Here is a 25,786-nt window from a genome sequence, read left to right as displayed (position 1 = left end):
ATTGGGAATTACCTGCTTATTCTTCGCTGGTGTGCACTTTGCGGTGCAGGATCGCCTGGAACTCATCGGCGAAGGTGTAGTAACGGCCGAGCAAGGTTTCGCTGCGAGCGGCGAAACGGTTGTAAGCGATTACCGCCGGAATGGCTGCGAACAGACCGATAGCAGTCGCGACCAGTGCTTCGGCGATACCTGGCGCCACGGTGGCCAGAGTCGCTTGCTGGGCAGCCGCCAGACCACGGAAGGAGTTCATGATGCCCCAGACCGTACCGAACAGACCGATGTACGGGCTGACGGAACCGACGGTGGCAAGGAACGGCAGGCTCTGCTCAAGCTTTTCTTCTTCGCGGGAAATGGCCACGCGCATGGCGCGCGCCACACCTTCCATGACCGCTTCCGGATCGACGCCTGGCTGCTGACGCAGACGGGAGAATTCCTTGAAACCTGCACGGAAGATCTGCTCTACGCCGGAATCCGGGTCCGGATTGCTACCGGCCTGGCGGTAGAGTTTGGACAGGTCGATACCCGACCAGAAGCGCTCTTCAAAGCTCTCCAGGGCACGGCGACCGGCGCGCAGCAGGTTGCTGCGCTGAAAAATCATAATCCACGAGGTCACCGATGCGGCTACCAGGATCAGCATTACCAACTGCACCACAACGCTGGCATTGCTGACCAGGCTCCACATGGAGGTATGGTCGACGACGTTAGCTTCCACGCTTTATCTCCTGCTCTGAGTGTGTACCCGCGCCGCTCACGTCGGCAAAGGCCGCACGTAGAGCTTCGGGAATGGCCCGGGGTTTCAAACTATGGGTGCGCACACAGGCCACCAAAAACTGCCCTTCACAGAGCAGTGCATTATCCGCGGCTCGCCTGACCTGCTGTTTAAAGCGCAGGCTGACGCGGTTCAATTCGATAACTTCTGCACTTACCAGAAGCTCGTCGTCCAGTCGCGCCGGCGCGTGATAACGCGCTTCGCTGGAATGCACGACGAACAACAGGTCCTCCCCGGCAAGCGCAGATTGGGCAAAGCCCAGTTCTCGTAGCCGCTCGGTTCGAGCCCGCTCCATAAACTTAAGGTAATTAACGTAATACACGATGCCGCCGGCATCGGTGTCCTCGTAATAAACGCGACAACGATGTGCGAACGGCTCTAGCCCGTTTTGCGCGCGCATACTCTAGTGCTTACTCCTCGGGTTGCCAATCCAGCCAGGCAACTGTTTTTCACTCTTGAACGACTTTCGTGCGAAAGATCGGCAATCGCAGTCCCCTAGGACCACACAAAGCCGAAATAAATCAGCACACAGAGGTCGTCATTCGTCTACTGCGTCAAGAAACTCGTCTGGCACGGGCATTTCACCCAACCGTGACGGGATATTCAAACCGAAATGCAAGTACGCATGCCGGGTCACGACCCGTCCACGCGGGGTCCGCATGATATAGCCCTGCTGAATCAGATAGGGCTCCAACACGTCCTCGATGGTGTGCCGCTCTTCGCTGATCGCCGCCGCGAGACTGTCCACCCCGACTGGGCCGCCATCGAACTTCTCGATCATGGTCAACAGCAGACGCCGGTCCTGGTGATCGAAGCCACGCTCATCGACGTCCAGCAGGTTCAGCGCCAGATCGGCAATCGGCTTAGTGATATGCCCCTTGGCCCGGACTTCGGCAAAATCGCGTACCCGACGCAACAAGCGGTTGGCAATACGCGGCGTACCACGGGCCCGACGGGCGATTTCAAAGGCGCCCTCCGGGTCCAGCGGCAAGCCGAGGATGTTCGCCGAGCGACTGACGATGGTCGCCAGATCCGCCGTGTTATAGAACTCCAGACGCTGAACGATACCGAAACGGTCACGCAACGGATTGGTCAGCATCCCGGCGCGGGTGGTAGCACCGACCAGGGTGAAAGGTGGCAGGTCGAGCTTGATCGAACGCGCCGCCGGCCCCTCACCGATCATGATGTCGAGCTGGAAATCTTCCATGGCCGGGTACAGCACTTCTTCGACAATCGGTGACAACCGATGGATTTCATCGATGAACAGCACATCATGAGGTTCGAGGTTGGTCAGCAGCGCCGCCAGATCACCCGGACGCTCAAGGACCGGTCCCGAGGTGCTTTTGATCGACACACCCATTTCCTGGGCAATGATGTTGGCCAAGGTGGTTTTACCCAGGCCCGGCGGACCGAAGATCAGCGTGTGATCGAGGGACTCGTTGCGCCCACGGGCAGCCTGGATGAACAATTCCATCTGCTCACGGACGGTCGGCTGACCGATGTAATCAGCCAGGCTGACGGGACGAATCGCGCGATCCTGGACTTCTTCGCGGTCACGGGGGCCACCCGTGGCGGCGATCAGACGATCTGCTTCAATCACTTAAATCATTCCCTTCAGGGCGCGACGGATCAGGTCTTCACTGCTCAAACCTTTCTCCTTGATGGCAGAAATCGCCTTGCTGGCCTCTTGCGGCTTGTAGCCCAAGGAAATCAGCGCACTCACCGCGTCATTTTCGGCGGTGACCACCGGCATTGGCGCATCTGGCTGATTAGGCACCAGTGCGAACATGCTGGGTACGACCTCCCAGGCCTTGAATCGATCCTTGAGCTCTACCAGCAAACGCTCGGCAGTCTTCTTGCCGACGCCCGGCACCTTGGTCAGCGCCGACGTGTCCTGCGCTTGCACGCAACGCACCAGCTCATCGACTTCAAGGCTGGACATCAACGCCAGCGCCAGCTTGGGGCCCACGCCATTGAGGCGAATCAGCTCACGGAAAAAATCGCGATCACGCTTGCCAATGAAACCGTAGAGCAACTGGGCGTCTTCACGCACAACCAAATGGGTGTGCAAGGTAATCGGCTCTCCGACCGACGGCAGTCGATAAAGCGTGGTCATCGGCACTTCCAGCTCATAGCCCAGGCCATTTACATCCAGAATCAGGTGCGGCGGCTGTTTCTCAGCCAAAGTGCCGCGCAAACGTCCAATCACGTTTCAAATCCTTAAGCGTTGGCCAGAGCTGGCTGACGAGTACCAAAGTGAGCGTGGCTGCCGACAAAACAGGCGCAAAACGCTCAACGGACAAAATGAGTGGGCTGATGCTATCAGATCAGAGGCGAAGGCGACCGCCGCGACTGCGAGCCGTCCCCAAGCCATGAGGCAACAGGCTGGAACGGGTGTGAGCATGACAAATGGCGATTGCCAGGGCGTCCGAGGCATCGATTTGCGGTTTGCTCGTCAGTTTCAGCATGTGCATGACCATCATCTGCACCTGCTCTTTGTTCGCAGCGCCCGTCCCCGTCACTGCTTGCTTGACCTGGGTGGCGGTGTATTCGGCGATTTCCAGGTTTTCTTCGGCACCGGCGACGATGGCGGCGCCGCGAGCCTGGCCCAGCTTCAGGGCCGAGTCGGCGTTGCGAGCCATAAAGACCTTTTCGATTCCCATGGTGACCGGGCCATAGGTCTGGATGACTTCACGCACACCGCGGTAAACAATTTGCAGCCGCTCATGCAACTCGCCGCTGCCGGTACGAATACAGCCCGAGGCCACGTACACACAGCCACGGCCGGTATCGCGTACCACGCCGTAACCGGTAATGCGCGAACCGGGGTCGATACCAAGAATTAAAGTCATAACGCCTGCGGGTTTAGAGAGTGAGGCCTGCGCCTGACGGTAACGGTGTAGGAGCTGCCGGAGGCTGCGATCTTTTTCTCTGAAAATCAAAAGATCGCAGGCTTCGCCAGCGCCTACCTGTACAGCGTAAACCGTAGGAGCCGCCGACGACTGCGATCTTGAATAAATCAGCCGAGCTGTGCGGCCACCGATTCCGGGATGTCGGCGTTGGAGTAAACGTTCTGCACGTCATCCAGGTCTTCGAGCATGTCGATCAGCTTGAGCACCTTTTCAGCGCCTTCCAGGTCCAGTTCGGCACTGGTGGTCGGCAGCATGACGATTTCCGCGTCATGACCTTTGAAGCCGGCAGCCTCCAGGGCGTTACGAACCGAGTAGAAGCCAGCGAACGAAGTGAACACGTCAATCGAGCCGTCTTCGTGGGTGACCACGTCATCGGCGTCGGCTTCCATGGCGGCTTCCATCAGCGCGTCTTCGTCGACACCCGGCGCGAAGGAAATCTGCCCCTTGCGCTCGAACAGGTAAGCCACCGAACCGTCAGTCCCCAGGTTGCCGCCACATTTGCTGAACGCGTGACGGACAGCCGCCGCGGTGCGGTTGCGGTTGTCGGTCATGCACTCGACCATCACCGCTACGCCGCCCGGACCGTAACCTTCATAGCTCAGCTCGACCATGTCGTCGGTGTCAGCAGCGCCAGCACCACGGGCAACTGCACGATCGATGATGTCACGACTCATGTTCGCGCCAAGGGCTTTGTCCAGCGCCAGACGCAAACGCGGGTTGGAGCCCGGATCACCGCCACCCTGACGGGCCGCGACAGTCAGTTCACGAATCCACTTGGTGAAAATCTTGCCCTTCTTGGCATCCTGACGTTCTTTGCGGTGCTTGATGTTCGCCCACTTGGAATGACCCGCCATTACACTCGCTCCGAATTCTCTTTAAAACAATTCTCTTTAAAACAATGCCCGCACGCCCATGAAGGCGAGCGGGCAACACAATCTGGATTTGACACCCTGGCGCATCGATCGATGTGCCAGGGTGCTCAGTCTTACTCAGCCTTAGGCTGTTCGCGCAGACGAATGTGCAGCTCGCGCAGTGCCTTGGCGTCGACCAGACCAGGCGCCTGGGTCATGACGCAGGCAGCGCTCTGGGTTTTCGGGAAGGCGATCACTTCACGGATCGACTGGGCGCCGGTCATCAGCATCACCAGACGGTCGAGGCCGAAAGCCAGGCCACCGTGCGGCGGCGCGCCATATTTCAGGGCGTCGAGCAGGAAGCCGAATTTCTCTTCCTGTTCCGCTTCGCTGATACCCAGCAGACGGAAGACCGATTGCTGCATTTCCTTGCGGTGGATACGGATCGAACCGCCACCCAGCTCGGTGCCGTTCAGTACCATGTCATAAGCGCGGGACAGCGCGGTCGCCGGGTTGGCTTCGAGCTCTTCTGGTGTGCACTTCGGCGCGGTGAACGGGTGGTGCAAGGCGGTGAAGCTGCCGTCGTCGTTCTCTTCGAACATCGGGAAGTCGACCACCCACATCGGTGCCCACTCGCAGGTCAGCAGGTTCAGGTCGTGACCGACCTTGATCCGCAGTGCGCCCAGCGCTTCGCTGACAATCTTGGCCTTGTCGGCACCGAAGAACACGATGTCGCCATCAACTGCACCAACGCGATCGAGGATCACATTGAGGTTGGCTTCAGGGATGTTCTTGACGATAGGCGACTGCAAGCCTTCAACGCCTTTGGCGCGCTCGTTGACCTTGATGTACGCCAGGCCCTTGGCACCGTAGATGCCGACGAACTTGGTGTAGTCGTCGATCTTGCTGCGTGGCATGCTCGCCCCGCCAGGAACGCGCAGAGCGGCGATACGGCTTTTCGGGTCGTTGGCCGGGCCACTGAACACCTTGAAGTCGACTTCCTTGAGCTGGTCGGCAACGTCAACCAGTTCCAGCGGGTTACGCAGGTCCGGCTTGTCGGAACCGTAACGACGCATGGCCTCGTCCCAGGTCATGTGCGGGAATTCACCGAATTCCAGACCCAGCACTTCCTTGAACAGGTTGCGGATCATGCCTTCGGTCAGGCCCATGATCTCGGCTTCGTTGAGGAAGCTGGTTTCGATGTCGATCTGGGTGAATTCCGGCTGACGGTCGGCACGCAGGTCTTCGTCACGGAAGCACTTGGCGATCTGGTAGTAACGATCGAAGCCGGCGACCATCAGCAGCTGTTTGAACAGCTGTGGCGATTGCGGCAAAGCGAAGAACGAACCGGCGTGAGTACGGCTCGGCACCAGATAGTCACGCGCACCTTCCGGGGTCGCACGGGTCAGGATTGGCGTTTCGACGTCGAGGAAACCGTTCTCGTCCAGGTAGCGACGGATGCTGGTGGTCATGCGCGAACGCAGACGCAGCTTCTCGAGCATTTCCGGACGACGCAGATCGATGAAGCGATAACGCAGACGGGTTTCTTCGCCAACGTCGGAGAACTCGTTGAGCGGGAACGGCGGGGTTTCCGCTTCGTTCAATACTTCCAGCTCGTAGCCCAGCACTTCGATCATGCCCGACGTCATGTTGGCATTACCGGCGCCGGCTGGACGCAGACGCACCTTACCGGTGATCTTGACCACGTATTCGCTGCGCACACGGTCGGCGGCAGCGAAGGTTTCGGCGCGATCCGGATCGAACACCACCTGGGCCAGACCTTCACGATCACGGATATCGAGGAAAATCACCCCGCCGTGGTCACGACGACGGTGGACCCATCCGCAAAGGGTAACTTCCTGACCTTCCAGGCTTTCGTTCAGTTGGCCGCAATAATGGCTGCGCATCATGGTAGTGGTTTCACTTCTCGTAATTCGAAATTCGTTTGGAGGCCTTGCCGCACCACCGCACTTGAATAAGGCGCCTGATGATGCAAGAACTCGCGCGTGTCGTTCAACTTAGTCAGCTTTGTCGCCGCCGGCCAGATTCTTCTTCGAACCGGTTTTGAAATCAGTCTCGTACCAGCCGGTGCCGCTGAGGCGGAAACCTGGCATGGACAGCATCTTTTTCAGTTCGGGTGCCTGGCAGGCAGGGCAGTCGACCAACGGTGCTGCGCTGATCTTCTGAATGGCTTCCAACTGATGACCACAGGAAGCACATTGATAGTCGTACATCGGCATGGGGTTGTCTCGGCAATCAGATTATTACCGCGCAAACGTTGGGTTTCGCGGCAAAGGGCGGGATTATATCCATTAAATCGAGCCTGTGCAGCCGTAACACTGCACAGGCGCACGCTCATCCGGATCCGCCGACGACACGACGCCTGACCAACCGAGCCGTTCCCATCACGTAGCGGCACGTCATTCAACGCTACAGGCGTCCTCATTCAAACTGTGTACAACACACACCACCCGGACCAGCCCGCTGAAATTCTTTACCCCGCCATGACGCAGGTGCACCTCTCTATCAACGTAGGAAAGCAACGCACTCACCGAGCAACAATTGATTTTCGCCATCCTGGTCAGAATGTCCCAATAGACCTGTTCAAGACGCAAACAGGTGGCAAACCCATTCAAACGCACCGATCGGGACAATGGCTGCGCCAACCCCATATCAAACTCCCGAACAAAAGGATCTCTCCTTGCTTCTTGCTTGACACCTTGAAACCCGGCGACGTCGTTTATCCCTTGCCCTATTCCTCGATTCATACCGCTGACACTCCTTTGTCATACTTGATTTCAATTAGAGAAACCCTCTATTTCCTTATAGAAACGCAAGCGGACAGTGATTATCCAGATGACTTTATGACCATCAACGTAGGACAAGCCAACAACTGCAGGGAGACCGTTAACACGGTCCTACATCTGTCTATAAAGCAGAATTTCAGCGCAGGAAAATTCAAAACCGCAGAGCGAAAGAAGCCGAAAAAGGTTCGGACATCGCCCCATCAAAGGAGCCTTTCGCCTCAAAGACGGGAGAAGCAGTGACGGCGACGTCCGGGCACCATCAGGTACTCGGCAATTAGATCCACCGCTAACGCCAACTCATTATTTTGCTCTTCAAACATAAGGCGGCAGGCCAAAAAAACTGATCGGACTCTCTAGAACAAGCCTTCAGGTGACACCTGCGGAGAGCACAGCACAAACCGTCGATCCCTCGCCCCTCCGCGCCGTCTGCACTTGATTTGAGAAGGCCAGGGCTTTGCTGTTAAATAGAGGCGTGTCGCTGCCTCTTTTTCCCTGGGTGCAGCGCATAGGCTGATGCCGGGTACGTGTCCAGCGCCTCCCATTGTTCAGAAGCGAACCGTGCTCAATCAGCTCTTCCTTGTGATCCGTCTTAACGTGAGTCAATCAAAATGTTGAAAATCGTCCACCTGCTAACGGGCGCAGTGGCTCTGCTGCTGTCCTTCATCCCTAGCTTGCGAGCCGAAGCCGTACCTTACCTGCAACAACCTGACGCGCTGTACCTGGCGTTCTTCGGCTTGCTCAACCTGACCCTCGCTCCGGTTATCCCTTACTGGAACAAAGGCCCACGTCACCAACTGCAAAATCTGGTCAGTGCCTTGCTGGTGCTTGCCGTTGTCCTGCAAACCCTGACCCTCCTCGCACCGATACCGGTCATTGGTGGTCAGCCAGCCGTTCTGCTTAGCCTCATCGTCGCCCTGATCGCCGTACTTCTGCACCTGGCCATCAGCTTTTATAAATCCTCTCCTGCCGCCGCTACGCAAAATTACGATATGACCAATCGTGATACCGGCACCGTCAAGTGGTTCAACACCTCCAAAGGCTTCGGCTTCATTTCTCGTGATTCCGGAGACGATATTTTCGTGCACTTCCGTGCAATCCGTGGTGAAGGTCACCGCGTTCTGGTCGAAGGCCAGCGCGTGGAGTTCTCTGTCATGAACCGTGACAAGGGCCTGCAAGCTGAAGACGTGATCGCCGCTTTGCCGCGCCGCTGATTTCAGCACCACTCCCTGCGCAACAAAAAACCGCGATGCAGCCTGGCTGCATCGCGGTTTTTTTATTGCCTGCCGATCAGTTACCTCGGCCAGCACTTAATAATGCGGCGGCGGAGCCTCTTCTTCGAAAGACTCGAACTGACCAACCATCTCTTCCTGGCGCTTGAGCAACGCTGCCATTTGCAACTGCAAGCGCTCGACCACTCGCTGCTGCGTCACCAGCACATCATTCATCGCTTCAATAGCGTCATCCTGAAACGCCAGACGACTTTCCAGCTCGGTAACGCGTTCTTCCAGGCTCATGATTCAGCCCTCCAGAAACGTGAAGTCATTGGTTAAAACCGAACGCAGCCGTTCACGAATGAAGGTCACTTCGTCGACACTGTAAGGCTTGGCCGGGTGTTTGCCCCAAACCGGGGCTGGCCAGGCGGCATCATCGCGCTTACGCACAATGACATGCATGTGTAGCTGACTGACAACATTCCCCAGGGTCGCGACATTCAACTTGTCGGCGTCGAACGAATCCTTGAGCGTTTCGGCCAACTCTGTTGTTTCCCGCCACAACTGCAGCTGGTCGGCGACATCCAGTTGAAACAACTCGCTGACATCCTCACGACGCGGCACCAGGATGAACCAGGGGTAATTCGAATCATTGGACAGCAACAACCGACTTAGAGGGAAATCCCCAATCGGCAGGGTGTCTTGTTCAAGTCGTGGATCTAAGGCGAACACCGCGCGCACTCCCGCACTTTTCATGAGACTCAGTTTAGCGCCCAGCCCCGAAGGCTAATCGCCCGTATATAACAGCAGCATACCCGCGAACGCCACACGGATCACTGCGAAAAAACTGGCGCACAGCCTCCGAGCCAGGCGACCCGATACAAACGCTCAACGCACGAGCGCCCCAGCAATGAACACTTTCATTCTCGACGCACCAATTCAGCACCAGCCCCCCCCTGCACCTCGTCAAAAAATCAACGACCTACCAGCGGATGTAGACCTGAGTTCGAGGTTTTCACTGTACGAATTTCGTACAGCTTTGAAAAAGTTTTGCACCAAATCCGCACAGTGCGTCTACGCTGAAACCGTCGAGCATCCGCCGTCTACTCACCCGCGAGGGTGGACCAGTAACATTTGTGTGCTGTTACCCATGCTCTTTGATGGTGCAACACCAGAAGAACCACGGCGTCAAGCTCAAACAAATCGGCCTTGAAAGCCCCGGTTTTATGCGGTTTCGGTAATTCATACCGTGGTTTTTTAAAAAATCGGCTACAAAAAGCCGATTTGTGCACGCTTGTTGCATTCATACACACATCGTCTATAAGGCATCCGCTGGAAGTCGGAACCTTAAGGCTCATAACAATAGCGGCATGGCTGCCCAGGGAGATTCAAGTGTACGACAGGGATTTCTTTTTTCTGATGCTGAAGCCTTGGAACACAACGCTGATGTAGTCAGTCCGCAGGCAAAAAACTTATGGAAATACGACCTCTACAGCGCATTTTGCGACAGGGCCGTAAAGAAGCTGAAAGGTTAGATACGCAAGTATCGCCAACATTGTCGGCGTGATATAAGTTTGCGCCGACCCAAAAAGAAAGAGCCGCCCAGATAATAAATCAGGTGGGACGGCAGTACTCTTCTAAAAACCAAAGGAGCAAATCACGATGCGCGTGATGAAGTGGAGCATGATCGCCCTGGCTGTTACCGCAGCTACCGGCGCCCAAGTCGCTATGGCCGACCCGTTTGTAACCGACCAGGCTGACGCAAAAGGTTTCGTTGAAGGCGCCTCTGCTGGCGTGGTACTGAAGAACTACTACTTCAACCGCGACAAGATTGACGGAAAACACGACGACCAGATCGACTGGACCCAAGGCGTACTGGGCAAATTCAGCTCGGGCTATACCCAAGGTACTGTTGGTGTTCGTGTTGAAGGCTTCGGCGATGCCGGCTATAGACTGGACGGTTCAGACGGGCATTCGGGCACGGGCAACATGAGCGTCGGCCAGGACAACTCTGGCAATAAACAAGTCAACGACAGCATGGGTAAAGCGGGCGCGGCAGTAGCTGTTCGCATCTCCAAAACCGAGCTGAAATTTGGTGACCAGTCGCCTAGCACCGCTCCAGTATTCGCCGTTGGCGGCAGCCGTCTGTTCCAACAGACCGCTCGCGGTTTCCAACTGCAGAGCAGCGAAGTCAAAGACCTCGATCTCGAAGCCGGTCACTTCTACGCAGGCAGCAGCCAGGATAAAACCTCGCTCCAGGGCAACCTGTGGACTCAGTACGGCGGCACGCAGGTTGAAAGCGTCGATTACGTGGGTGGTAAATACGGCATCAATGAGAACCTGAGCGTTTCCCTCTACGGCGCCAAGTTCAAAGACACCTGGAACCAGTACTACACCAACGCGAACTACACCCTTCCGTTGGCGACTGACCAGTCCTTGAACTTCGACTTCAACCTGTATCAGACAAACGATACCGGTGCAGCGAAAGCAGGCAAAATCGATAACACCGCCTACTCGCTGGCAGCTGCCTACTCCTTCCTGAAGGCGCACACCGTTACTCTGGCCTTCCAGCAGGTCCACGGTGATGAACCATTCGACTACGTCGGTGTGGGCGACAACAACCGCGGCGGCGACTCGATCTTCCTGGCCAACTCCGTTCAGTACTCTGACTTCAACGGTCCTGGCGAGAAATCCTACCAGGCACGTTATGACTTGAAGATGGCTGAGTACGGCGTACCAGGCTTGAGCTTCATGGCCCGTTATGTACATGGTTCTGGCATCGACGGTACCCACCAGAACAGCATCTATGCTAATAGTCAGTCTAACAATTCGTTCGGCGCAAATGGCAAGCACTTCGAAACTAACCTGGAAGCCAAGTACGTTGTCCAGGCTGGTCCTCTGAAAGACCTGTCCTTCCGTGCACGCCAGGCTTGGCACCGCGGCAATGCAGACGATGGCGATATCAACGTCAACGAGTTCCGCCTGATCACCGAGTACCCAATCAGCATCCTGTAATCGCTACGGCTACAGTTGTTCGGTTGATATAAAAAAGGCCCATCACTGATGGGCCTTTTTTTGTGCGTGCTTTATAACGCCATGAAATAAACATAGATAAATAGCCAGCTAATAATAAGCCAGCACTCTATTCCGGTTTCAGCACAACACAACAGCAGACTGTAAAAACACTCAAGGGGCTTATCGCCCCTTGAGTTCGCCACCGAAACTTGACCACAAGGCCCAATGATCAGTACGTGTTATGCAGTTTCCTGAACCATGCGAATCACACGCTGTGGAAACGGAATATCAACACCTGCCGCCTTCAGACGATCGCGGGAGTGTTCATTGAACTTGAACAGCACGTCCCAGTAGTCCGCCGTTTTCACCCAGACGCGCAGGGAAACCGTAATCGAGCTATCACCCAGGGTAGACACTACCGCGACCGGCGCAGGATCGGCCAACACGCGCTCATCCTTGGCCAGCTCCAGCAACACCTCACGCGCCTTCTGCAAATCAGCGTCGTAATTCACAGCCACGTCAAATACCACTTTACGGGTCAACTGACGGTTGGTGTTGGTGATGATGCCGTTGGACAAAACGCCGTTAGGCACGATAACTGTCTTGTTGTCGCCGGTACGGATAATCGTATGGAAGATCTGAATGCTGTCGACGGTACCTGCGGTACCTTGAGCTTCAATGAAGTCACCGATACGGAACGGACGGAACAACAGAATCAGCACGCCGCCAGCGAAGTTCGCCAGGCTGCCTTGCAACGCCAGACCAATCGCCAGACCGGCAGCACCGATGGCCGCCACGAACGAGGTGGTTTCAACACCGATCATCGACGCAACGCTGACCATCAGCAGCACCTTGAGGATGATGTTCGCCAGGCTGCTCATAAACCCCTGCAACGCCAGATCGGCGTTGCGCAGCGCCAACAGTTTGCCAACCTTGTGGGTCAGCTTGTTGATCAGCCACCAGCCAATGGCCAGGGTAATGGCCGCCAGCAGCACACGGCTGCCGTATTCCATGATCATCGGGATCCAGGCCTGGGAAGCCTTGACCAGGTTGTCCACTTCAGCATTTATGTCCATCTGTCTCTCCTGATTCCCGGCTACCCGGCACGTAAAAACTGAGCGGCAGAAAGATCGAACCGGTAGGGCTCAATCGTTTCTGCCGTTACATGGGCCTCCGACGTCAATAACGCCCGGAGGTTCCCTGAAGACTGATCAGTCGCGGAAGTTGTTGAACTGCAGCGGCATGCCAAATTCCTTGGCGCGCAGTGCCGCAATGGCTTCTTGCAGGTCGTCACGCTTCTTGCCGGTGATCCGTACCTGCTCGCCCTGGATGGCCGCCTGGACCTTGAGCTTGGCGTCTTTGACGTGAGCAACGATCTTCTTCGCCAGCTCCTTGTCGATGCCTTCCTTGAGCACGGCGTCCTGCTTCATCAGCTTGCCGGAAGCATAGGCGTCTTTTACCTCAAGGCACTGCACATCGATCTTGCGCTTGACCAGTGCCAGCTTGAGGATCTCGATCATCGCTTCAAGCTGGAAGTCGGCCTCGGCGGTCAGATTGACAGTCAGGTCCTTTTCCTTGAACTCGAAGCTGCCCTTGCCTTTCAAATCATAACGACGGTCGAGTTCCTTGACGGCGTTCTCGACCGCGTTGGTGAGTTCGTGTTTGTCCAGTTCGGATACCACGTCGAACGACGGCATGTAATCTCTCCAATAAAAAGGGCGCGCTCAATAGCGATGGAACACGCCTGGCTTGCGGTTAAAATCCGCGCTGATTATAACGGGTCTTTACCTTCCTACGCTGCGAGCCTCACATGCGCCTGCCAATCCGAGCAAAAAACTGATGTCGACCACCTGGCACGTCCTTGGCGCTGGCAGTCTGGGCACCCTGTGGGCCACGCGTCTGGCACGGGCTGGCCTGCCGGTGAAACTGATTCTGCGCGACACAGCGCGATTGCAGGCCTATCAGGCCGCCGGTGGGCTGACCTTGGTCGAACAGGGCGAAGCGCAGCACTATGCGATTCCCGGCGAGACTGTCGACAGCGGCGGTCCGATAGACCGCTTGCTCGTGGCCTGCAAAGCCTACGACGCCGAAAGCGCGGTGGCGCAACTGGCACCGCGTCTTGCACCCAACGCCGAGCTGATTCTGTTGCAGAACGGCCTCGGCAGCCAGGACGCGGTAGCCGCACGTGTCCCGCAGGCGCGCTGCATCTTTGCCTCAAGCACCGAAGGCGCGTTTCGCGATGACGACTGGCGCGTGGTGTTTGCCGGCCATGGGTACACCTGGCTCGGCGATGCCAGCCACCCTACCCCACCGATCTGGCTGGATGACCTGAGCGCCGCCGGCATTCCTCACGAATGGAGCACAGACATCCTGACCCGTCTGTGGCGCAAACTGGCGCTCAATTGCGCGATCAACCCCCTGTCGGTACTGCATGACTGCCGCAACGGCGGCTTGCAACACCACCAGTGCGAGGTCGCCACCCTCTGTGCCGAGCTGAGCGAGTTGCTGGAGCGTTGCGGTCAGCCCGCCGCCGCACACAACCTGCAGCAGGAAGTCGAGCGGGTGATTCAAGCGACAGCCGCCAACTACTCGTCGATGTACCAGGACGTCGCCAATCAACGCCGAACCGAGATCAGCTACTTGCTCGGGCACGCCTGCGCCGTTGCATCGAGGCATCAACTGGTACTGCCGCACCTCAACCAATTGCAGCAGCGGCTGATCACGCACCTGCACACGCGCGGATTGCCCAGCAACTGAGCAGCGGCTACGCTGCCTTCCTGTTCCTCTTTAGCGACGACCCCGATGCCATTGCGCCAGCGCCTTGAAAACCTTCCGGTCGGCCAGAAACTGCTGGCCGCCCTGTTGGTGCTGTTGACCACCGTGTTGTTGGTGGCCAACCTGACCTTTATCAGCGCCGCCTATTGGATCTCCCAGGAAAGCATGGCCCCGCAGGCCTTGCAGACCATCGGCCGGCTGGTGGCCAACCCGTCAATCGCCGCCCAGGCGCTCAACTCCCCAGACGAAGCCCAAAGGCTACTCAACGAACTCAACAGCTATTCACCGCTGCGAGCCGCGGCGTTGTATGACGGCAAAGGCCTGCGCCTGGCGCAGGTGCAGCACGGCGATAAACTCAAGCTGCCCGAACACTATCGACATATCGAGGCCTGGCAGGCCACCGAGTTTCGCAGCAATCAGTTGATCACCCTGCTGCGCCCGGGCGAAGCGCCGGGCCATCTGCTGCTGGTGGCCAGCAGCGAATTGCCGATGGCTTTCTACACCGGCACCCTGACCGCCAGCCTCGGCATTCTGATTTTCAGCGTGCTGCTGTGGCTGGTGATTGCCCGGCAGATCAAACGCCTGATTACCCGGCCGATCCATGAACTCGAAGAATTATCCCGGCAGGTCACTCGCGAAGAAAACTACGCCTTGCGTGCGTCTCGCGGTAACCACGACGAAATCGGCAGCCTCGCCGAAGCCTTCAACACCATGCTCTCGCGCATCGAAGCCCGTGAGCAGCAACTCAAGCGCGCGCGGGACGACTCCCAGGCCGCCTACGACCAGGCCCAGGGTCTGGCCGAAGAAACCCGTCATACCAACCGCAAGCTGGAGCTCGAAGTCCAGGTGCGGAGCAAGATCGAGAAGAAACTCACCGGTTTTCAGAACTACCTCAACAGCATCATCGACTCGATGCCTTCGGCGCTGATCGCCCTGGATGAACAGCTCTACGTGACCCAATGGAACCAGGAAGCCAGCGCACTTTCCGGCACGCGCCTGGACGAAGCGCTGAACCAGCCGATCTTCCTCGCCTTTGAACCGCTGAAACCTTTCCTGCCGCAGCTCAAGGAAACCGTCGAGCAGCACAGCGTGGTCAAGATCGAGCGCGTCACCTGGGTCAAGGACGACGAACCCAAGCATTACGCACTGACTTTTTATCCGTTGATGGGCGGTGCCGGGCGCGGCGTGGTCATCCGGATCGACGACATCACCCAGCGCCTGTCCCTGGAAGAAATGATGGTGCAGTCAGAGAAGATGCTCTCGGTCGGCGGCCTTGCAGCCGGCATGGCCCACGAAATCAACAACCCTCTGGGAGCAATCCTGCATAACGTGCAGAACATTCGCCGGCGCTTGTCGACCGACCTGCCGAAGAACATCGAAGCCGCCGAACAGGTCGGTATCGAGCTGGACAGCGTCAATCGCTACCTGCAAAACCGCGAAGTGCCGCAACTGCTCGATGGCATTCAACAGGCCGGCGCCCGAGCGGCGAAGATCGTCACCCACATGCTCAGTTTCAGTCGTCGCAGCAACCGCCAAATGGCCCCGTGCGATCTGCCGGCGCTGATCGATCAAGCCGTGGAGATCGCCGGCAATGACTTCGACCTGGCCATCGGCTTCGACTTCAAGGGCCAGGCCATCACTCGTCAGTTCGACCCGCAGTTGGGGCCCGTGCCAGGCACCGCCAACGAACTGGAACAAGTGCTGCTGAACCTGCTGAAAAACGCCGCCCAGGCCATTCACCAGCGCGAAGACGACCGTGAGCCGGGACGGATCATTCTGCGCACCCGACTGAACCCGCCGTGGGCAGAAATCCAGGTGGAAGATAATGGCGTGGGCATGAGCGAGAACGTGCGTAAACGCACCTTCGAACCGTTCTTCACCACCAAGGAGATCGGCCAGGGCACCGGCCTCGGGCTATCGGTGTCGTACTTCATCATCACCAACAATCACAAGGGCCAGATGGAAGTGCAATCGACCCTCGGCCAAGGCACCTGCATCACCTTGCGCCTGCCATTGGCGGGCACCCCGCTCGCCTCTTACGAACTCAAACAACTGGAGCGCTAAGCATGGGCTTTCGCTTGTCGAAGATTTACACCCGCACCGGCGACACAGGTGAAACCGGGCTTGGCGACGGTCGCCGCGTACCCAAGGACCATCCACGCATCGAGGCCATCGGCGAAGTCGATACGCTGAACAGTCAGTTGGGATTGTTGTTGGCCGGGCTGGCCGAGCAACGCCACGCACATCCTGGCCTGTCCGAAGTCATCGAAGTGCTTGAGCCGTGTCAGCACCGGTTGTTCGATTTGGGTGGTGAACTGGCAATGCCGGTGTATCAGGCCTTGAATGCTTCAGAAGTCGAACGCCTGGAAACGGTGATCGATGCCTGGAACGAGGAGCTGGGGCCGCTGGAGAACTTCATTCTGCCCGGCGGTTCAGCCTTGATTGCCCACGCCCACATCTGCCGTTGCCTGGCACGCAGTGCCGAGCGACGCTGTCAGCAATTGAACGCGCTGGAGCCGTTGACCGGAGTTGGCCTGGCGTATATCAATCGCTTGTCGGACCTGTTGTTTGTCGCGGCTCGGCTGATTGCCAAGCGTCAGGGGATTGCCGAGATTTTGTGGCAGGCGGCAGCCAAACCCAAGGCTTAGTCAGGAAGGCTTTCATCGCCTGTGAAGCCCTACACATCTCTGATGACCGCCAACTCTCCCGTAGGAGCTGCCGCAGGCTGCTCCTACGGGAGATCTAGCTACACCGCAGAATCAGGCCTCAGGCCAAAACGCCCGAATCCCCGCCACGCCCTGCGCGCCTGCTTCCCAGGCTTTTTGCCGTTCGGCAGGCCCCACCCCACCGAGCAGAAACACCGGTTTGCTGAACCCTGCAATCAACTGCGAGGCCTGCTCCCAGCCAAGTGGTGGCGCGTGCGGATGAGTCTGGGTCGGCTGAACCGGTGACAGGGTGACGAAGTCCACGCCCATCTGCTCCGCCAGGCTCAGCTCTTCAGCGTTGTGGCAGGACGCCGCCAACCAGCGCGAGGCAGGCACCGGACGCCCGGCACTGGCGTATTTGCGCAGTTGCGCGGCGGTGATGTGCCAACCGGCGGCCGGGAAATCTCCCAACCACTCGAACGGACCCTTGAGCATCAGTTGCGCCTTGCCGGCACACAAACCCACGGCGTCCACCGCCAGATCGCGGTATTGCGGGTCATAGCCATTAGGCGCGCGCAACTGGATCAGCTTGATCCCGCCAGCGATGGCTTTCTGAATACCGCGTAGCAGGGCCGGCGTTTCCAGACCTTCCGGGGTGATCAGGTATTCGCCTGGCAGACGCGCAGCCGCCACAATCGGCTGGTTGGCGGCCGGGAACTCGTAGTCTTTCAGCTCGCGCGCTGTCACCCATGCCAGAGGCTGGCCTTCGGCACCATGGGGTTCGCCGGTAAACGCCGAGACTTCCCAGACATCCAGTAACACCTGTTTGTCTGGATAGTCATGCTGAACCTTGATCAATGGCCGAGCGGCACTGACCACAATACCCAGCTCTTCCTGCAGCTCGCGGGACAATGCGGTTTGCACCGCTTCGCCGTCCTCGACCTTGCCACCGGGAAATTCCCACAGGCCGCCCTGATGCTGGGTATCGGCGCGTCGAGCGATGAGGATCTTGCCGCTGGCATCACGGATGACAGCCGCCGCTACATGAACTCGTTTCACCGCACTATTTCCTCTAAACCGGCTTTCTGCCAGGCCATGAAGGCTGGCCATTGGTAAATCGCTTCGACATAGGCGGCATCAACCGCCGGCAGCGCCACTCGATAAGTACGCAAGCGCACGGCAATCGGCGCGAAGAAGGCGTCCGCCAGACTCACAGCACCGAACAGGAACGGACCGGTTTCGGTTGCAACGGCGCGGCATTCAGCCCACAACGCCAGCATCCGCTCGATTTCCACCTGCACTTCAGGCGGCATCGGCGACAGTGGCGCATCGTGGCTCAGATCAAACGGCATGTTGCCGCGCATGGCAAAAAAACCGCTGTGCATCTGCGCGCACGCCGAGCGTGCCTGGGCACGGGCGGCGATGTCCTTCGGCCAAAGGTCGGCATTCGGGAAACGCTCAACCAGGTACTCGGCGATGGCCAACGAGTCGGCAATGGTCCCGTGTTCGGTTTTCAGCAATGGGACTTTAGCAGTCGGCGAATGCTTGAGCAGGCGCTCACGGGTATCCGCCTGGTTCAGCTTGATCAGCTCTTCGGTGTAAGTCGCGCCGGCCAGTTCCAGCGCCAAAGCGCCGCGCAGCGACCAGGAGGAATACAGTTTGTCGCCGATAATCAGGTGGTAGCTCATGTTCGGGCGCCTTGTATGAGGGTAACAGCGGGAGTCTTTTGGCCTCCATCGCGGGCAAGGACTCGGCGTCCCCCCCGCGCCTACAGGAGCATGACTTGCCCGCTATGATTTACGTGCGGTATTCGGCGTTGATCTTCACGTATTCGTGGGACAGGTCGGTGGTCCAGATGGTTTCGCTGCAATCGCCGCGACCCAGCTCGATACGAATGGTAATTTCCTCGCGTTGCATCACCGCCGAGCCCTGGGCTTCGGTGTAAGTCTCGGCGCGGGCACCACGGCTGGCGATGCAGACTTCACCCAGGAACACGTCGATCTTGCTCACGTCCAGGTTCGGCACGCCGGCACGGCCAACGGCCGCCAGGATGCGACCCCAGTTTGGATCGGAGGCGAACAGCGCGGTCTTGATCAATGGCGAATGCGCCACGGTGTAACCGACGTCCAGGCACTCCTGGTGATTGCCGCCGCCGTTGACTTCAACGGTGACGAACTTGGTCGCGCCTTCGCCATCGCGAACAATCGCCTGGGCCACGTCCATGCACACGTCAAACACCGCCTGCTTCAACGCCGCGAACAGTGGGCCACTGGCAGAGGTGATTTCCGGCAGTGCGGCTTTACCGGTGGCGATCAGCATGCAGCAATCGTTGGTCGAGGTGTCGCCATCGATGGTGATGCGGTTGAACGACTTGTTGGCGCCGTCCAGCAACAGGTTCTGCAACACCTCGCGGGACACTTTGGCGTCGGTGGCGATGTAACCGAGCATGGTCGCCATGTTCGGCCGAATCATGCCGGCACCTTTGCTGATACCGGTGACGGTGATGGTCACGCCTTCATGCTGGAACTGCCGGCTCGCACCCTTTGGCAGAGTGTCGGTGGTCATGATCCCGGTGGCTGCGGCCTCCCAGTTATTCTCCGACAAGTCGTCAAGGGCAGCTTGCAGCGCACCTTCGATCTTCTCGACCGGCAACGGTTCACCGATCACGCCGGTGGAGTACGGCAGCACGAGGCTGGCGTCGACGCCGGTCAATTCAGCCAGTTTGGCGCAGGTGCGCTCGGCGGCAACCAAGCCAGGCTCACCGGTACCGGCATTGGCGTTGCCGGTGTTGGTCAGCAGGTAACGTACCGGGCCTTGAACACGTTGTTTGGCCAGAATCACCGGCGCCGCGCAAAACGCGTTCAACGTGAACACACCAGCGACCGTGGAACCTTCAGCGCAGCGCATGACCACGACATCTTTGCGCCCGGGGCGCTTGATGCCGGCCGAAGCGATACCGAGTTCAAAACCGGCAACCGGGTGCAACGTTGGCAAAGGACCAAGACCAACAGCCATGAAAGCGCTCCTCTTAATGTAATGTCTGCACCGTCGTCGCCCTGTTCTTTTTAACGTGGCATCGGTGTTTTAAATGGTAAAACGCCGCGACGGCTGATGCCGGTCGCGGCGCGGGTATTTCAATGTCAGGCAGAAATCTTAGCTGATCTGGCCGTGACAGTGTTTGAACTTCTTGCCCGAACCGCAGTAGCAGAGCTCGTTGCGGCCCAACTTCTGCTCGTTGCGCACCGGAGCGGTAGCGAGGGCTACGTCGACCTCCTCACCCAACAACTCCGGTTGTTCGAGGCCAGGAGCTTCGTCGTGCTGGAACTGCATGCGCGCAGCCAATGCCTCGGCTTCCTGACGCAGGCGTGCTTCTTCTTCGATCGGGTCTTCGCGGCGAACCTGAACATGCGACAGCACACGAATCGAGTCGCGCTTGATCGAATCCAGCAACTCGGAGAACAGCGTGAACGACTCGCGCTTGTATTCCTGCTTCGGGTTCTTCTGCGCATAACCGCGCAAATGAATACCGTGACGCAGGTGGTCCATGGTCGACAGGTGGTCTTTCCACAGGTCGTCCAGAACGCGCAACACGATTTGCTTCTCGAAGGTGCGCAGCGCTTCGGCGCTCGCCTGCTCTTCTTTCTCGTTGTACGCCGCCAGCAGCTCGTGCATCAGCTTCTCGCGCAGGGTTTCTTCGTACAGGTGATCGTCTTCGTCGAGCCATTGCTGGATCGGCAGCTTCACCCCGAAGTCACTTTCCAGGGCAGTTTCCAGACCGGCAACATCCCACTGCTCTGGCAGCGATTGCGGCGGAATGTGTGCGCTGACCGTCGCGTTGAGCACGTCCTGACGGAAGTCGGCAATGGTTTCGCCGATATTGTCAGCGGCCAGCAACGTGTTACGCATGTGATAGATCACTTTACGCTGTTCGTTGTTGACGTCGTCGAACTCAAGCAGTTGCTTACGAATGTCGAAGTTACGCCCTTCAACCTTGCGCTGGGCCTTTTCGATAGCGTTGGTCACCATGCGGTGCTCGATCGCTTCGCCAGGCTGCATGCCCAGGGCTTTCATGAAGTTCTTCACCCGGTCAGAGGCGAAGATGCGCATCAGGCTGTCTTCCAGCGACAGGTAGAAACGGCTGGAACCAGCGTCACCCTGACGACCGGCACGACCACGCAGCTGGTTGTCGATACGGCGCGATTCGTGGCGCTCGGAGGCGATCACCTGCAAACCGCCCGACTCAAGCACTTGCTGGTGACGCTTCTGCCAGTCGGCCTTGATCTGGGCGATCTGCTCGGCTGTTGGATCCTCAAGGGAGGCGACTTCCACTTCCCAGTTACCGCCCAGCAGGATGTCGGTACCACGACCGGCCATGTTGGTGGCGATGGTCAATGCACCCGGACGACCGGCCTGAGCGATGATTTCAGCTTCTTTTTCGTGGAACTTGGCGTTCAGAACCTTGTGTTCGATGCCTTCCTTCACGAGCAGGCTGGACATGTGCTCGGACGTTTCGATGGTGGCGGTACCCACCAGAACCGGGCGGCCCTGAGCCATGCTTTCCTTGATGTCAGCCACGATCGCCGCGTACTTCTCTTCGGCGGTGAGGAACACCAGGTCATTGTAGTCTTTACGTGCCAGCGGTTTGTTCGGTGGAATGACCATGACCGACAGACCATAGATCTGATGGAATTCGAACGCTTCGGTGTCCGCAGTACCGGTCATGCCGGACAGCTTGTTGTAGAGACGGAAGTAGTTCTGGAACGTGGTCGACGCCAGGGTCTGGCTTTCGGCCTGAATGTTCAGGTTTTCCTTGGCTTCGATGGCCTGGTGCAGGCCTTCGGACAGACGGCGACCCGGCATGGTACGACCGGTGTGTTCGTCGACCAGTACGACCTGACCGTCCTGGACGATGTATTCGACGTTGCGATGGAACAGTTTGTGCGCACGCAGACCGGCATAAACGTGGGTCAGCAGACCCAGGTTGTGCGACGAGTACAGGCTCTCGCCTTCAGCCAGCAGGCCAATGCGGGTCAGCACGTCTTCGATGTACTGGTGACCGGCCTCGTTGAGTTCGACCTGACGGGTCTTCTCGTCGATGGTGTAGTGACCGGCCTTGGTGACTTCGCCTTCCACTTCTTCGATATGCAGCTCCAGTTGCGGGATCAGTTTGTTGATCTCGATATAGAGCTTGGAGCTGTCTTCAGCCTGACCGGAAATGATCAGTGGGGTACGGGCTTCGTCGATGAGGATCGAGTCGACTTCGTCGATCACGGCAAAATTGAGTTCGCGCTGGAATTTTTCTTCCATGCTGAACGCCATGTTGTCGCGCAGGTAGTCGAAACCGAATTCGTTGTTGGTGCCGTAAGTAATGTCGGCGGCGTAAGCCAGACGCTTCTCTTCCGGCGGCTGGAACGGCGTCACCACGCCGACCGTCAAGCCGAGGAATTCATAGAGCGGACGCATCCAGTTGGCGTCACGACGAGCCAGGTAGTCGTTCACGGTGACAACGTGCACGCCCTTGCCGGACAGCGCGTTCAGGTAAACGCCCAGTGTTGCCACCAGGGTCTTGCCTTCACCGGTACGCATTTCGGCAATCATGCCTTCGTGCAAGGTCATGCCGCCAATCAACTGAACGTCGAAGTGGCGCATACCCATAACCCGCTTGCCGGCTTCGCGGGCAACCGCAAAGGCTTCAGGCAGCAGTTTGTCGAGGGTTTCACCTTTGGCGATGCGGGCCTTGAACTCATCAGTCTTGGCTCGCAGCTGATCGTCCGAAAGGGCCACCATTTGCTCTTCGAAGGCATTGACGATCTGTACCGTCTTGAGCATGCGTTTGACTTCACGCTCGTTCTTGCTTCCAAAAAGTTTCTTTAACAAAGGCGCAAACATATCGGCAGGATCTTCCACACAAAGGGATGGAGGGCGGCCCCGTGAGTCGCCCGTGCAGCCCTCATGGCCGCATGCGAACGAGCATTCTACCCGGAAACGATGGTGAGGAAAGTGGCGTTGTTCCACGATGCATGCACAGCGCTGTTACGGGGCTCACTTAAAATAAGGGCTTTTTGCTGAACTTCAAGCCATTCACGGCATAAGTTACTCATTGATTTAATGAGTAAAGCGCTCACAAAGCAATGGCTCAGGTGCATCAAGTGCTTTCTGCTACCATGGCGGCTCTGTTACTTCAGGTGTCTGATCATGGCATTTCGCCCTCTTACGGCCAGAGCACCCGCCGTTCTGCTTCGCGAAGCCAAACCGTTAAAAGCCATTTTCGGCCACGCACAACGCCTGGGGCATTTACAGCGCTTGCTGGAAAGCCAGCTGCAGCCGGCCGCCCGTGAACACTGTCATGTGGCGTCATGGCGCGAGGGTAGCCTGTTGCTGATCGTCACCGACGGTCATTGGGCAACCCGTCTGCGTTATCAGCAAAAGCGTCTGCAACGGCAATTACAGATGTTCGACGAGTTCGCCAGCCTGACGCGAATTTTGTTCAAGGTACAACCACCGACCGTGCAGCAAGGAGCCGTCGGCCACACCATGGATTTGTCGAGCGATGCGGCGGCGACCATTCAGGCCACCGCCGACGGCATCAGCGATCCGAAATTGCGCGCAGCGCTGGAGCGGTTAGCGGCGCACGCCAAGCCAAAGGTTTAGAAGCAAGATCAAAAGATCGTCCCCAGAAACTGGCGATCAATGCCAACGAGTCGCAATGAGTCAGGCATTTTGTCACTCCCGATTAAGCTTTAGTCCTGCGCAGCCGATAGATATAAGCGAGAGACCAGACCGAAAATCAGGTCCGATAATTCCCAAAGGAAAGACGGAAATATCAGCTTATGTACGACAGCGCCCGGTTTGCGCGCGCTTTTTTAACAACATGCCCTAACAATGAGACCTTAGCGGACACTCCAAGCCATGAACAAAAACCTGCGCTTCAGCCACAAAATCCTGCTTGCCGCCGCCCTCATCGTCATTGCCGCCTTCGCTTCGTTCACGCTGTACAACGACTATTTACAGCGCAACGCAATTCGCAAGGACCTGGACAACTACCTGCATGAGATGGGCGATGTCACTTCCTCCAACATCCAGTCCTGGCTCGCCGGGCGGATTCTTATGGTGGAAAACCTGGCCCAGAACATCGCCATCAACCCCGAACACACCAATGTTGCCAACCTGCTTGAGCAGAATGCCCTGGCCTCGACCTTCATGGCCAGGTACCTGGGCGATGCCAGCGGCACTTTCATCAACCGCCCGGACTCCAAGATGCCGGACGGCTACGACCCCAGAGTTCGCCCCTGGTACAAGGGCGCCGAAAACAGCAGCACCGCCACTCTGACCGAACCCTATATAGACGCGGCAACCGGCCAGACCATCATCTCCATCGCCACCGCCTCGAAAAAAGCCGGGCAAAGCGTTGGTGTGGTAGGCGGCGACCTGAGCCTGCAAACCCTGATCGACACCCTGACCGCACGCGACTTCGGCGGCATGGGTTATGCGTTCCTGGTCAGTGCCGACGGCAAGATCCTGGTCCATCCAGACAAAGCCATGGTGATGAAGTCCCTCAGCGAGGTTTACCCCAAGAACACCCCGCGCATCGGCGGCGGCATCAGTGAAGTCGAAGTCGACGGCAAAACCCGCATCGTCACCTTCACGCCGATCAAAGGCCTGCCATCGGTCAACTGGTATGTCGGTCTGTCGGTGGACAAAGACAAAGCCTTCGCGATGCTCAGCGATTTCCGCACCTCGGCGATCATTGCCACGATCATTGCCGTGGCGATCATCATTGCCTTGCTCGGCATGTTGATCCGCATTCTGATCCAGCCGCTGCACGTCATGACCCGCGCGATGCAGGACATTGCCGACGGTGAAGGCGATCTGACCCGCCGCCTGACCATTCAGAACCAGGACGAATTCGGCGTGCTCGGCAGCGCATTCAACCGCTTCGTCGAGCGCATTCACGGTTCGATCCGCGAAGTGTCGTCGGCGACCGAGCAGGTCAATGAAGTAGCACTGCGAGTCGTCAGCGCATCGAACTCGTCGATGCTCAACTCCGACGAACAATCGAGCCGGACCAACAGCGTGGCAGCCGCGATCAATCAGTTGGGCGCTGCTGCTCATGAGATTGCCCATAACGCAGCGCAGGCCTCTCAGCAGGCCAGTGATGCCCGCAGCCTGGCCGAAGATGGCCAGCAAGTAGTCGACCGCAGCATCGCGGCGATGAATCAGCTGTCGAGCATGCTCAGCGCCTCCAGCACCAACATCGAGTCGCTGAACAGCAAAACCGTGAACATCGGGCAGATTCTCGAAGTGATCACCAGCATCTCCCAGCAAACCAACCTGCTGGCGCTCAATGCGGCGATTGAAGCGGCACGGGCCGGTGAGGCCGGACGTGGTTTCGCGGTGGTTGCCGACGAAGTGCGCAACCTGGCCCATCGCACGCAGGAGTCGGCACAGCAAGTGCAGACCATGATCGAAGAGCTGCAAGTCGGCGCCCGCGAGTCGGTCAGCACCATGAGCGACAGCCAGCGTCACAGCCAGGACAGCGTAGAGATCGCCAACCTCGCCGGTGAGCGCCTGAACAGCGTGACCTTGCGCATCGGCGAGATCGACGGCATGAACCAGTCGGTGGCCACCGCCACCGAGGAACAGACCGCCGTGGTGGAGTCGATCAACGTTGACATCACCGAGATCAACACCCTGAATCAGGAAGGTGTGGAAAACCTGCAATCGACGCTGCGGGCCTGTTCCGACCTGGAGCAGCAAGCGGCGCGGTTGAAGCAGCTTGTAGGCAGCTTCCGGATTTAACG

The 25,786-nt window shown here is 58.0% G+C and carries 24 protein-coding genes and 1 pseudogene; 7 read left to right on the top strand and 18 right to left on the bottom strand.

Annotation, left to right across the window (positions count from 1 at the left end):
• Positions 1-16: 16 nt before the first annotated feature.
• The 10 genes and pseudogenes from tolQ to BLL42_RS31110 all read right to left on the bottom strand — a co-directional run.
• On the bottom strand, positions 17-712 hold the full coding sequence (tolQ, locus tag BLL42_RS20265) for a protein TolQ (protein ID WP_071553669.1): 696 nt from the start codon (positions 710-712) through the stop codon (positions 17-19).
• Positions 702-1,169, bottom strand: coding sequence for a tol-pal system-associated acyl-CoA thioesterase (gene ybgC / locus BLL42_RS20260; RefSeq protein ID WP_071553668.1), 468 nt, complete (start codon positions 1,167-1,169; stop codon positions 702-704). Before ybgC ends, tolQ begins: the two co-directional genes overlap by 11 nt.
• A gap of 138 nt (positions 1,170-1,307) precedes the next feature.
• Positions 1,308-2,369, bottom strand: a complete 1,062-nt coding sequence (gene ruvB / locus BLL42_RS20255; RefSeq protein WP_071553667.1) for a Holliday junction branch migration DNA helicase RuvB — start codon at positions 2,367-2,369, stop codon at positions 1,308-1,310.
• Entirely contained in the window at positions 2,370-2,978 is a 609-nt protein-coding gene (gene ruvA, locus BLL42_RS20250) for a Holliday junction branch migration protein RuvA (RefSeq protein WP_071553666.1), read from the bottom strand. It lies immediately after the preceding gene.
• Between the two features lie 118 nt (positions 2,979-3,096).
• Complete coding sequence (ruvC, locus tag BLL42_RS20245) at positions 3,097-3,621, bottom strand: crossover junction endodeoxyribonuclease RuvC (RefSeq protein ID WP_019693260.1); 525 nt, start codon at positions 3,619-3,621, stop codon at positions 3,097-3,099.
• Between the two features lie 167 nt (positions 3,622-3,788).
• Positions 3,789-4,535 carry a YebC/PmpR family DNA-binding transcriptional regulator gene (locus BLL42_RS20240; RefSeq protein WP_071553665.1) on the bottom strand — a complete coding sequence of 249 codons (747 nt, stop codon included), beginning with the start codon at positions 4,533-4,535 and terminating at the stop codon, positions 3,789-3,791.
• 131 nt (positions 4,536-4,666) lie between these two features.
• Entirely contained in the window at positions 4,667-6,442 is a 1,776-nt protein-coding gene (aspS, locus tag BLL42_RS20235; RefSeq protein ID WP_071553664.1) for an aspartate--tRNA ligase, read from the bottom strand.
• Positions 6,443-6,550: 108 nt separating this feature from the next.
• Entirely contained in the window at positions 6,551-6,772 is a 222-nt protein-coding gene (locus BLL42_RS20230; protein WP_010457489.1) for an FmdB family zinc ribbon protein, read from the bottom strand.
• A gap of 180 nt (positions 6,773-6,952) precedes the next feature.
• Complete coding sequence (locus tag BLL42_RS20225) at positions 6,953-7,300, bottom strand: ribbon-helix-helix domain-containing protein (RefSeq protein WP_071553663.1); 348 nt, start codon at positions 7,298-7,300, stop codon at positions 6,953-6,955.
• A gap of 287 nt (positions 7,301-7,587) precedes the next feature.
• Positions 7,588-7,680, bottom strand: a pseudogene (locus BLL42_RS31110) (DNA starvation/stationary phase protection protein); the annotation flags it as partial.
• Positions 7,681-7,947: 267 nt separating this feature from the next.
• Here BLL42_RS31110 and BLL42_RS30880 point away from each other — a divergent pair.
• Entirely contained in the window at positions 7,948-8,550 is a 603-nt protein-coding gene (locus tag BLL42_RS30880) for a cold-shock protein (RefSeq protein WP_071553662.1), read from the top strand.
• 96 nt (positions 8,551-8,646) lie between these two features.
• On the opposite strand, the gene BLL42_RS20215 is transcribed toward BLL42_RS30880, so the two are convergent.
• Complete coding sequence (locus tag BLL42_RS20215; RefSeq protein WP_071553661.1) at positions 8,647-8,853, bottom strand: SlyX family protein; 207 nt, start codon at positions 8,851-8,853, stop codon at positions 8,647-8,649.
• 3 nt (positions 8,854-8,856) lie between these two features.
• A complete protein-coding gene (locus tag BLL42_RS20210) occupies positions 8,857-9,282 on the bottom strand; it encodes an HIT domain-containing protein (protein ID WP_071555807.1) in 426 nt (141 codons plus the stop codon).
• A 930-nt stretch (positions 9,283-10,212) separates the two neighbouring features.
• On the opposite strand from BLL42_RS20210, the gene BLL42_RS20205 reads away from it, so the two are divergent.
• Entirely contained in the window at positions 10,213-11,565 is a 1,353-nt protein-coding gene (locus BLL42_RS20205) for an OprD family porin (protein WP_071553660.1), read from the top strand.
• 239 nt (positions 11,566-11,804) lie between these two features.
• On the opposite strand, the gene BLL42_RS20200 is transcribed toward BLL42_RS20205, so the two are convergent.
• Together BLL42_RS20200 and BLL42_RS20195 are read right to left on the bottom strand one after the other, a co-directional pair.
• Complete coding sequence (locus BLL42_RS20200; protein WP_071553659.1) at positions 11,805-12,641, bottom strand: mechanosensitive ion channel family protein; 837 nt, start codon at positions 12,639-12,641, stop codon at positions 11,805-11,807.
• Between the two features lie 135 nt (positions 12,642-12,776).
• A complete protein-coding gene (locus BLL42_RS20195; RefSeq protein WP_019693270.1) occupies positions 12,777-13,262 on the bottom strand; it encodes a YajQ family cyclic di-GMP-binding protein in 486 nt (161 codons plus the stop codon).
• Positions 13,263-13,404: 142 nt separating this feature from the next.
• Between BLL42_RS20195 and BLL42_RS20190 the strand changes: the two genes are divergently transcribed.
• Genes BLL42_RS20190 through BLL42_RS20180 form a run of 3 tightly spaced genes read left to right on the top strand, consistent with a single transcriptional unit; the run spans position 13,405 to position 16,988 of the window.
• Entirely contained in the window at positions 13,405-14,322 is a 918-nt protein-coding gene (locus tag BLL42_RS20190) for a putative 2-dehydropantoate 2-reductase (protein ID WP_071553658.1), read from the top strand.
• Positions 14,323-14,367: 45 nt separating this feature from the next.
• Complete coding sequence (locus BLL42_RS20185; protein WP_071553657.1) at positions 14,368-16,404, top strand: sensor histidine kinase; 2,037 nt, start codon at positions 14,368-14,370, stop codon at positions 16,402-16,404.
• A 2-nt stretch (positions 16,405-16,406) separates the two neighbouring features.
• Entirely contained in the window at positions 16,407-16,988 is a 582-nt protein-coding gene (locus tag BLL42_RS20180) for a cob(I)yrinic acid a,c-diamide adenosyltransferase (RefSeq protein ID WP_071553656.1), read from the top strand.
• 111 nt (positions 16,989-17,099) lie between these two features.
• Here BLL42_RS20180 and BLL42_RS20175 read toward each other — a convergent pair whose 3' ends face one another.
• The 4 genes from BLL42_RS20175 to secA form a co-directional block, all read right to left on the bottom strand.
• Positions 17,100-18,044 carry a Nudix family hydrolase gene (locus BLL42_RS20175; RefSeq protein WP_071553655.1) on the bottom strand — a complete coding sequence of 315 codons (945 nt, stop codon included), beginning with the start codon at positions 18,042-18,044 and terminating at the stop codon, positions 17,100-17,102.
• The gene (locus BLL42_RS20170) at positions 18,041-18,673 is read right to left on the bottom strand and encodes a glutathione S-transferase family protein (RefSeq protein ID WP_071553654.1); all 633 of its coding nucleotides are present in this window, start codon (positions 18,671-18,673) and stop codon (positions 18,041-18,043) included. The genes BLL42_RS20175 and BLL42_RS20170 overlap by 4 nt, the downstream gene beginning before the upstream one ends.
• Positions 18,674-18,782: 109 nt before the next feature.
• Complete coding sequence (argJ, locus tag BLL42_RS20165; protein WP_071553653.1) at positions 18,783-20,000, bottom strand: bifunctional glutamate N-acetyltransferase/amino-acid acetyltransferase ArgJ; 1,218 nt, start codon at positions 19,998-20,000, stop codon at positions 18,783-18,785.
• A 138-nt stretch (positions 20,001-20,138) separates the two neighbouring features.
• Complete coding sequence (gene secA, locus BLL42_RS20160; protein WP_071553652.1) at positions 20,139-22,874, bottom strand: preprotein translocase subunit SecA; 2,736 nt, start codon at positions 22,872-22,874, stop codon at positions 20,139-20,141.
• A 306-nt stretch (positions 22,875-23,180) separates the two neighbouring features.
• Between secA and BLL42_RS20155 the strand changes: the two genes are divergently transcribed.
• On the top strand, positions 23,181-23,636 hold the full coding sequence (locus BLL42_RS20155) for a DUF721 domain-containing protein (protein ID WP_071553651.1): 456 nt from the start codon (positions 23,181-23,183) through the stop codon (positions 23,634-23,636).
• Between the two features lie 258 nt (positions 23,637-23,894).
• Complete coding sequence (locus tag BLL42_RS20150; RefSeq protein WP_071553650.1) at positions 23,895-25,784, top strand: methyl-accepting chemotaxis protein; 1,890 nt, start codon at positions 23,895-23,897, stop codon at positions 25,782-25,784.
• Positions 25,785-25,786 lie beyond the last annotated feature (2 nt).

Origin of the sequence: Pseudomonas frederiksbergensis (genome assembly GCF_001874645.1) — a bacterium.
GTDB classification, from domain to species: domain Bacteria; phylum Pseudomonadota; class Gammaproteobacteria; order Pseudomonadales; family Pseudomonadaceae; genus Aquipseudomonas; species Aquipseudomonas frederiksbergensis_B.
This window is presented reverse-complemented; position numbering and strand designations above follow the sequence as displayed.

Coding starts and splice junctions, on each gene's coding strand:
- BLL42_RS20150 (WP_071553650.1), top strand. CDS start 23,895: ATGAACAAAAACCTGCGCTTCAGCCACAAAATCCTGCTTGCCGCCGCC.
- BLL42_RS20190 (WP_071553658.1), top strand. CDS start 13,405: ATGTCGACCACCTGGCACGTCCTTGGCGCTGGCAGTCTGGGCACCCTG.
- ruvC (WP_019693260.1), bottom strand. CDS start 3,621: ATGACTTTAATTCTTGGTATCGACCCCGGTTCGCGCATTACCGGTTAC.
- secA (WP_071553652.1), bottom strand. CDS start 22,874: ATGTTTGCGCCTTTGTTAAAGAAACTTTTTGGAAGCAAGAACGAGCGT.
- BLL42_RS20205 (WP_071553660.1), top strand. CDS start 10,213: ATGCGCGTGATGAAGTGGAGCATGATCGCCCTGGCTGTTACCGCAGCT.
- aspS (WP_071553664.1), bottom strand. CDS start 6,442: ATGATGCGCAGCCATTATTGCGGCCAACTGAACGAAAGCCTGGAAGGT.
- BLL42_RS20180 (WP_071553656.1), top strand. CDS start 16,407: ATGGGCTTTCGCTTGTCGAAGATTTACACCCGCACCGGCGACACAGGT.
- BLL42_RS20240 (WP_071553665.1), bottom strand. CDS start 4,535: ATGGCGGGTCATTCCAAGTGGGCGAACATCAAGCACCGCAAAGAACGT.
- BLL42_RS20230 (WP_010457489.1), bottom strand. CDS start 6,772: ATGCCGATGTACGACTATCAATGTGCTTCCTGTGGTCATCAGTTGGAA.
- BLL42_RS20215 (WP_071553661.1), bottom strand. CDS start 8,853: ATGAGCCTGGAAGAACGCGTTACCGAGCTGGAAAGTCGTCTGGCGTTT.
- BLL42_RS20185 (WP_071553657.1), top strand. CDS start 14,368: ATGCCATTGCGCCAGCGCCTTGAAAACCTTCCGGTCGGCCAGAAACTG.
- BLL42_RS20200 (WP_071553659.1), bottom strand. CDS start 12,641: ATGGACATAAATGCTGAAGTGGACAACCTGGTCAAGGCTTCCCAGGCC.
- BLL42_RS30880 (WP_071553662.1), top strand. CDS start 7,948: ATGTTGAAAATCGTCCACCTGCTAACGGGCGCAGTGGCTCTGCTGCTG.
- BLL42_RS20195 (WP_019693270.1), bottom strand. CDS start 13,262: ATGCCGTCGTTCGACGTGGTATCCGAACTGGACAAACACGAACTCACC.
- ybgC (WP_071553668.1), bottom strand. CDS start 1,169: ATGCGCGCGCAAAACGGGCTAGAGCCGTTCGCACATCGTTGTCGCGTT.
- BLL42_RS20225 (WP_071553663.1), bottom strand. CDS start 7,300: ATGAATCGAGGAATAGGGCAAGGGATAAACGACGTCGCCGGGTTTCAA.
- argJ (WP_071553653.1), bottom strand. CDS start 20,000: ATGGCTGTTGGTCTTGGTCCTTTGCCAACGTTGCACCCGGTTGCCGGT.
- BLL42_RS20170 (WP_071553654.1), bottom strand. CDS start 18,673: ATGAGCTACCACCTGATTATCGGCGACAAACTGTATTCCTCCTGGTCG.
- BLL42_RS20155 (WP_071553651.1), top strand. CDS start 23,181: ATGGCATTTCGCCCTCTTACGGCCAGAGCACCCGCCGTTCTGCTTCGC.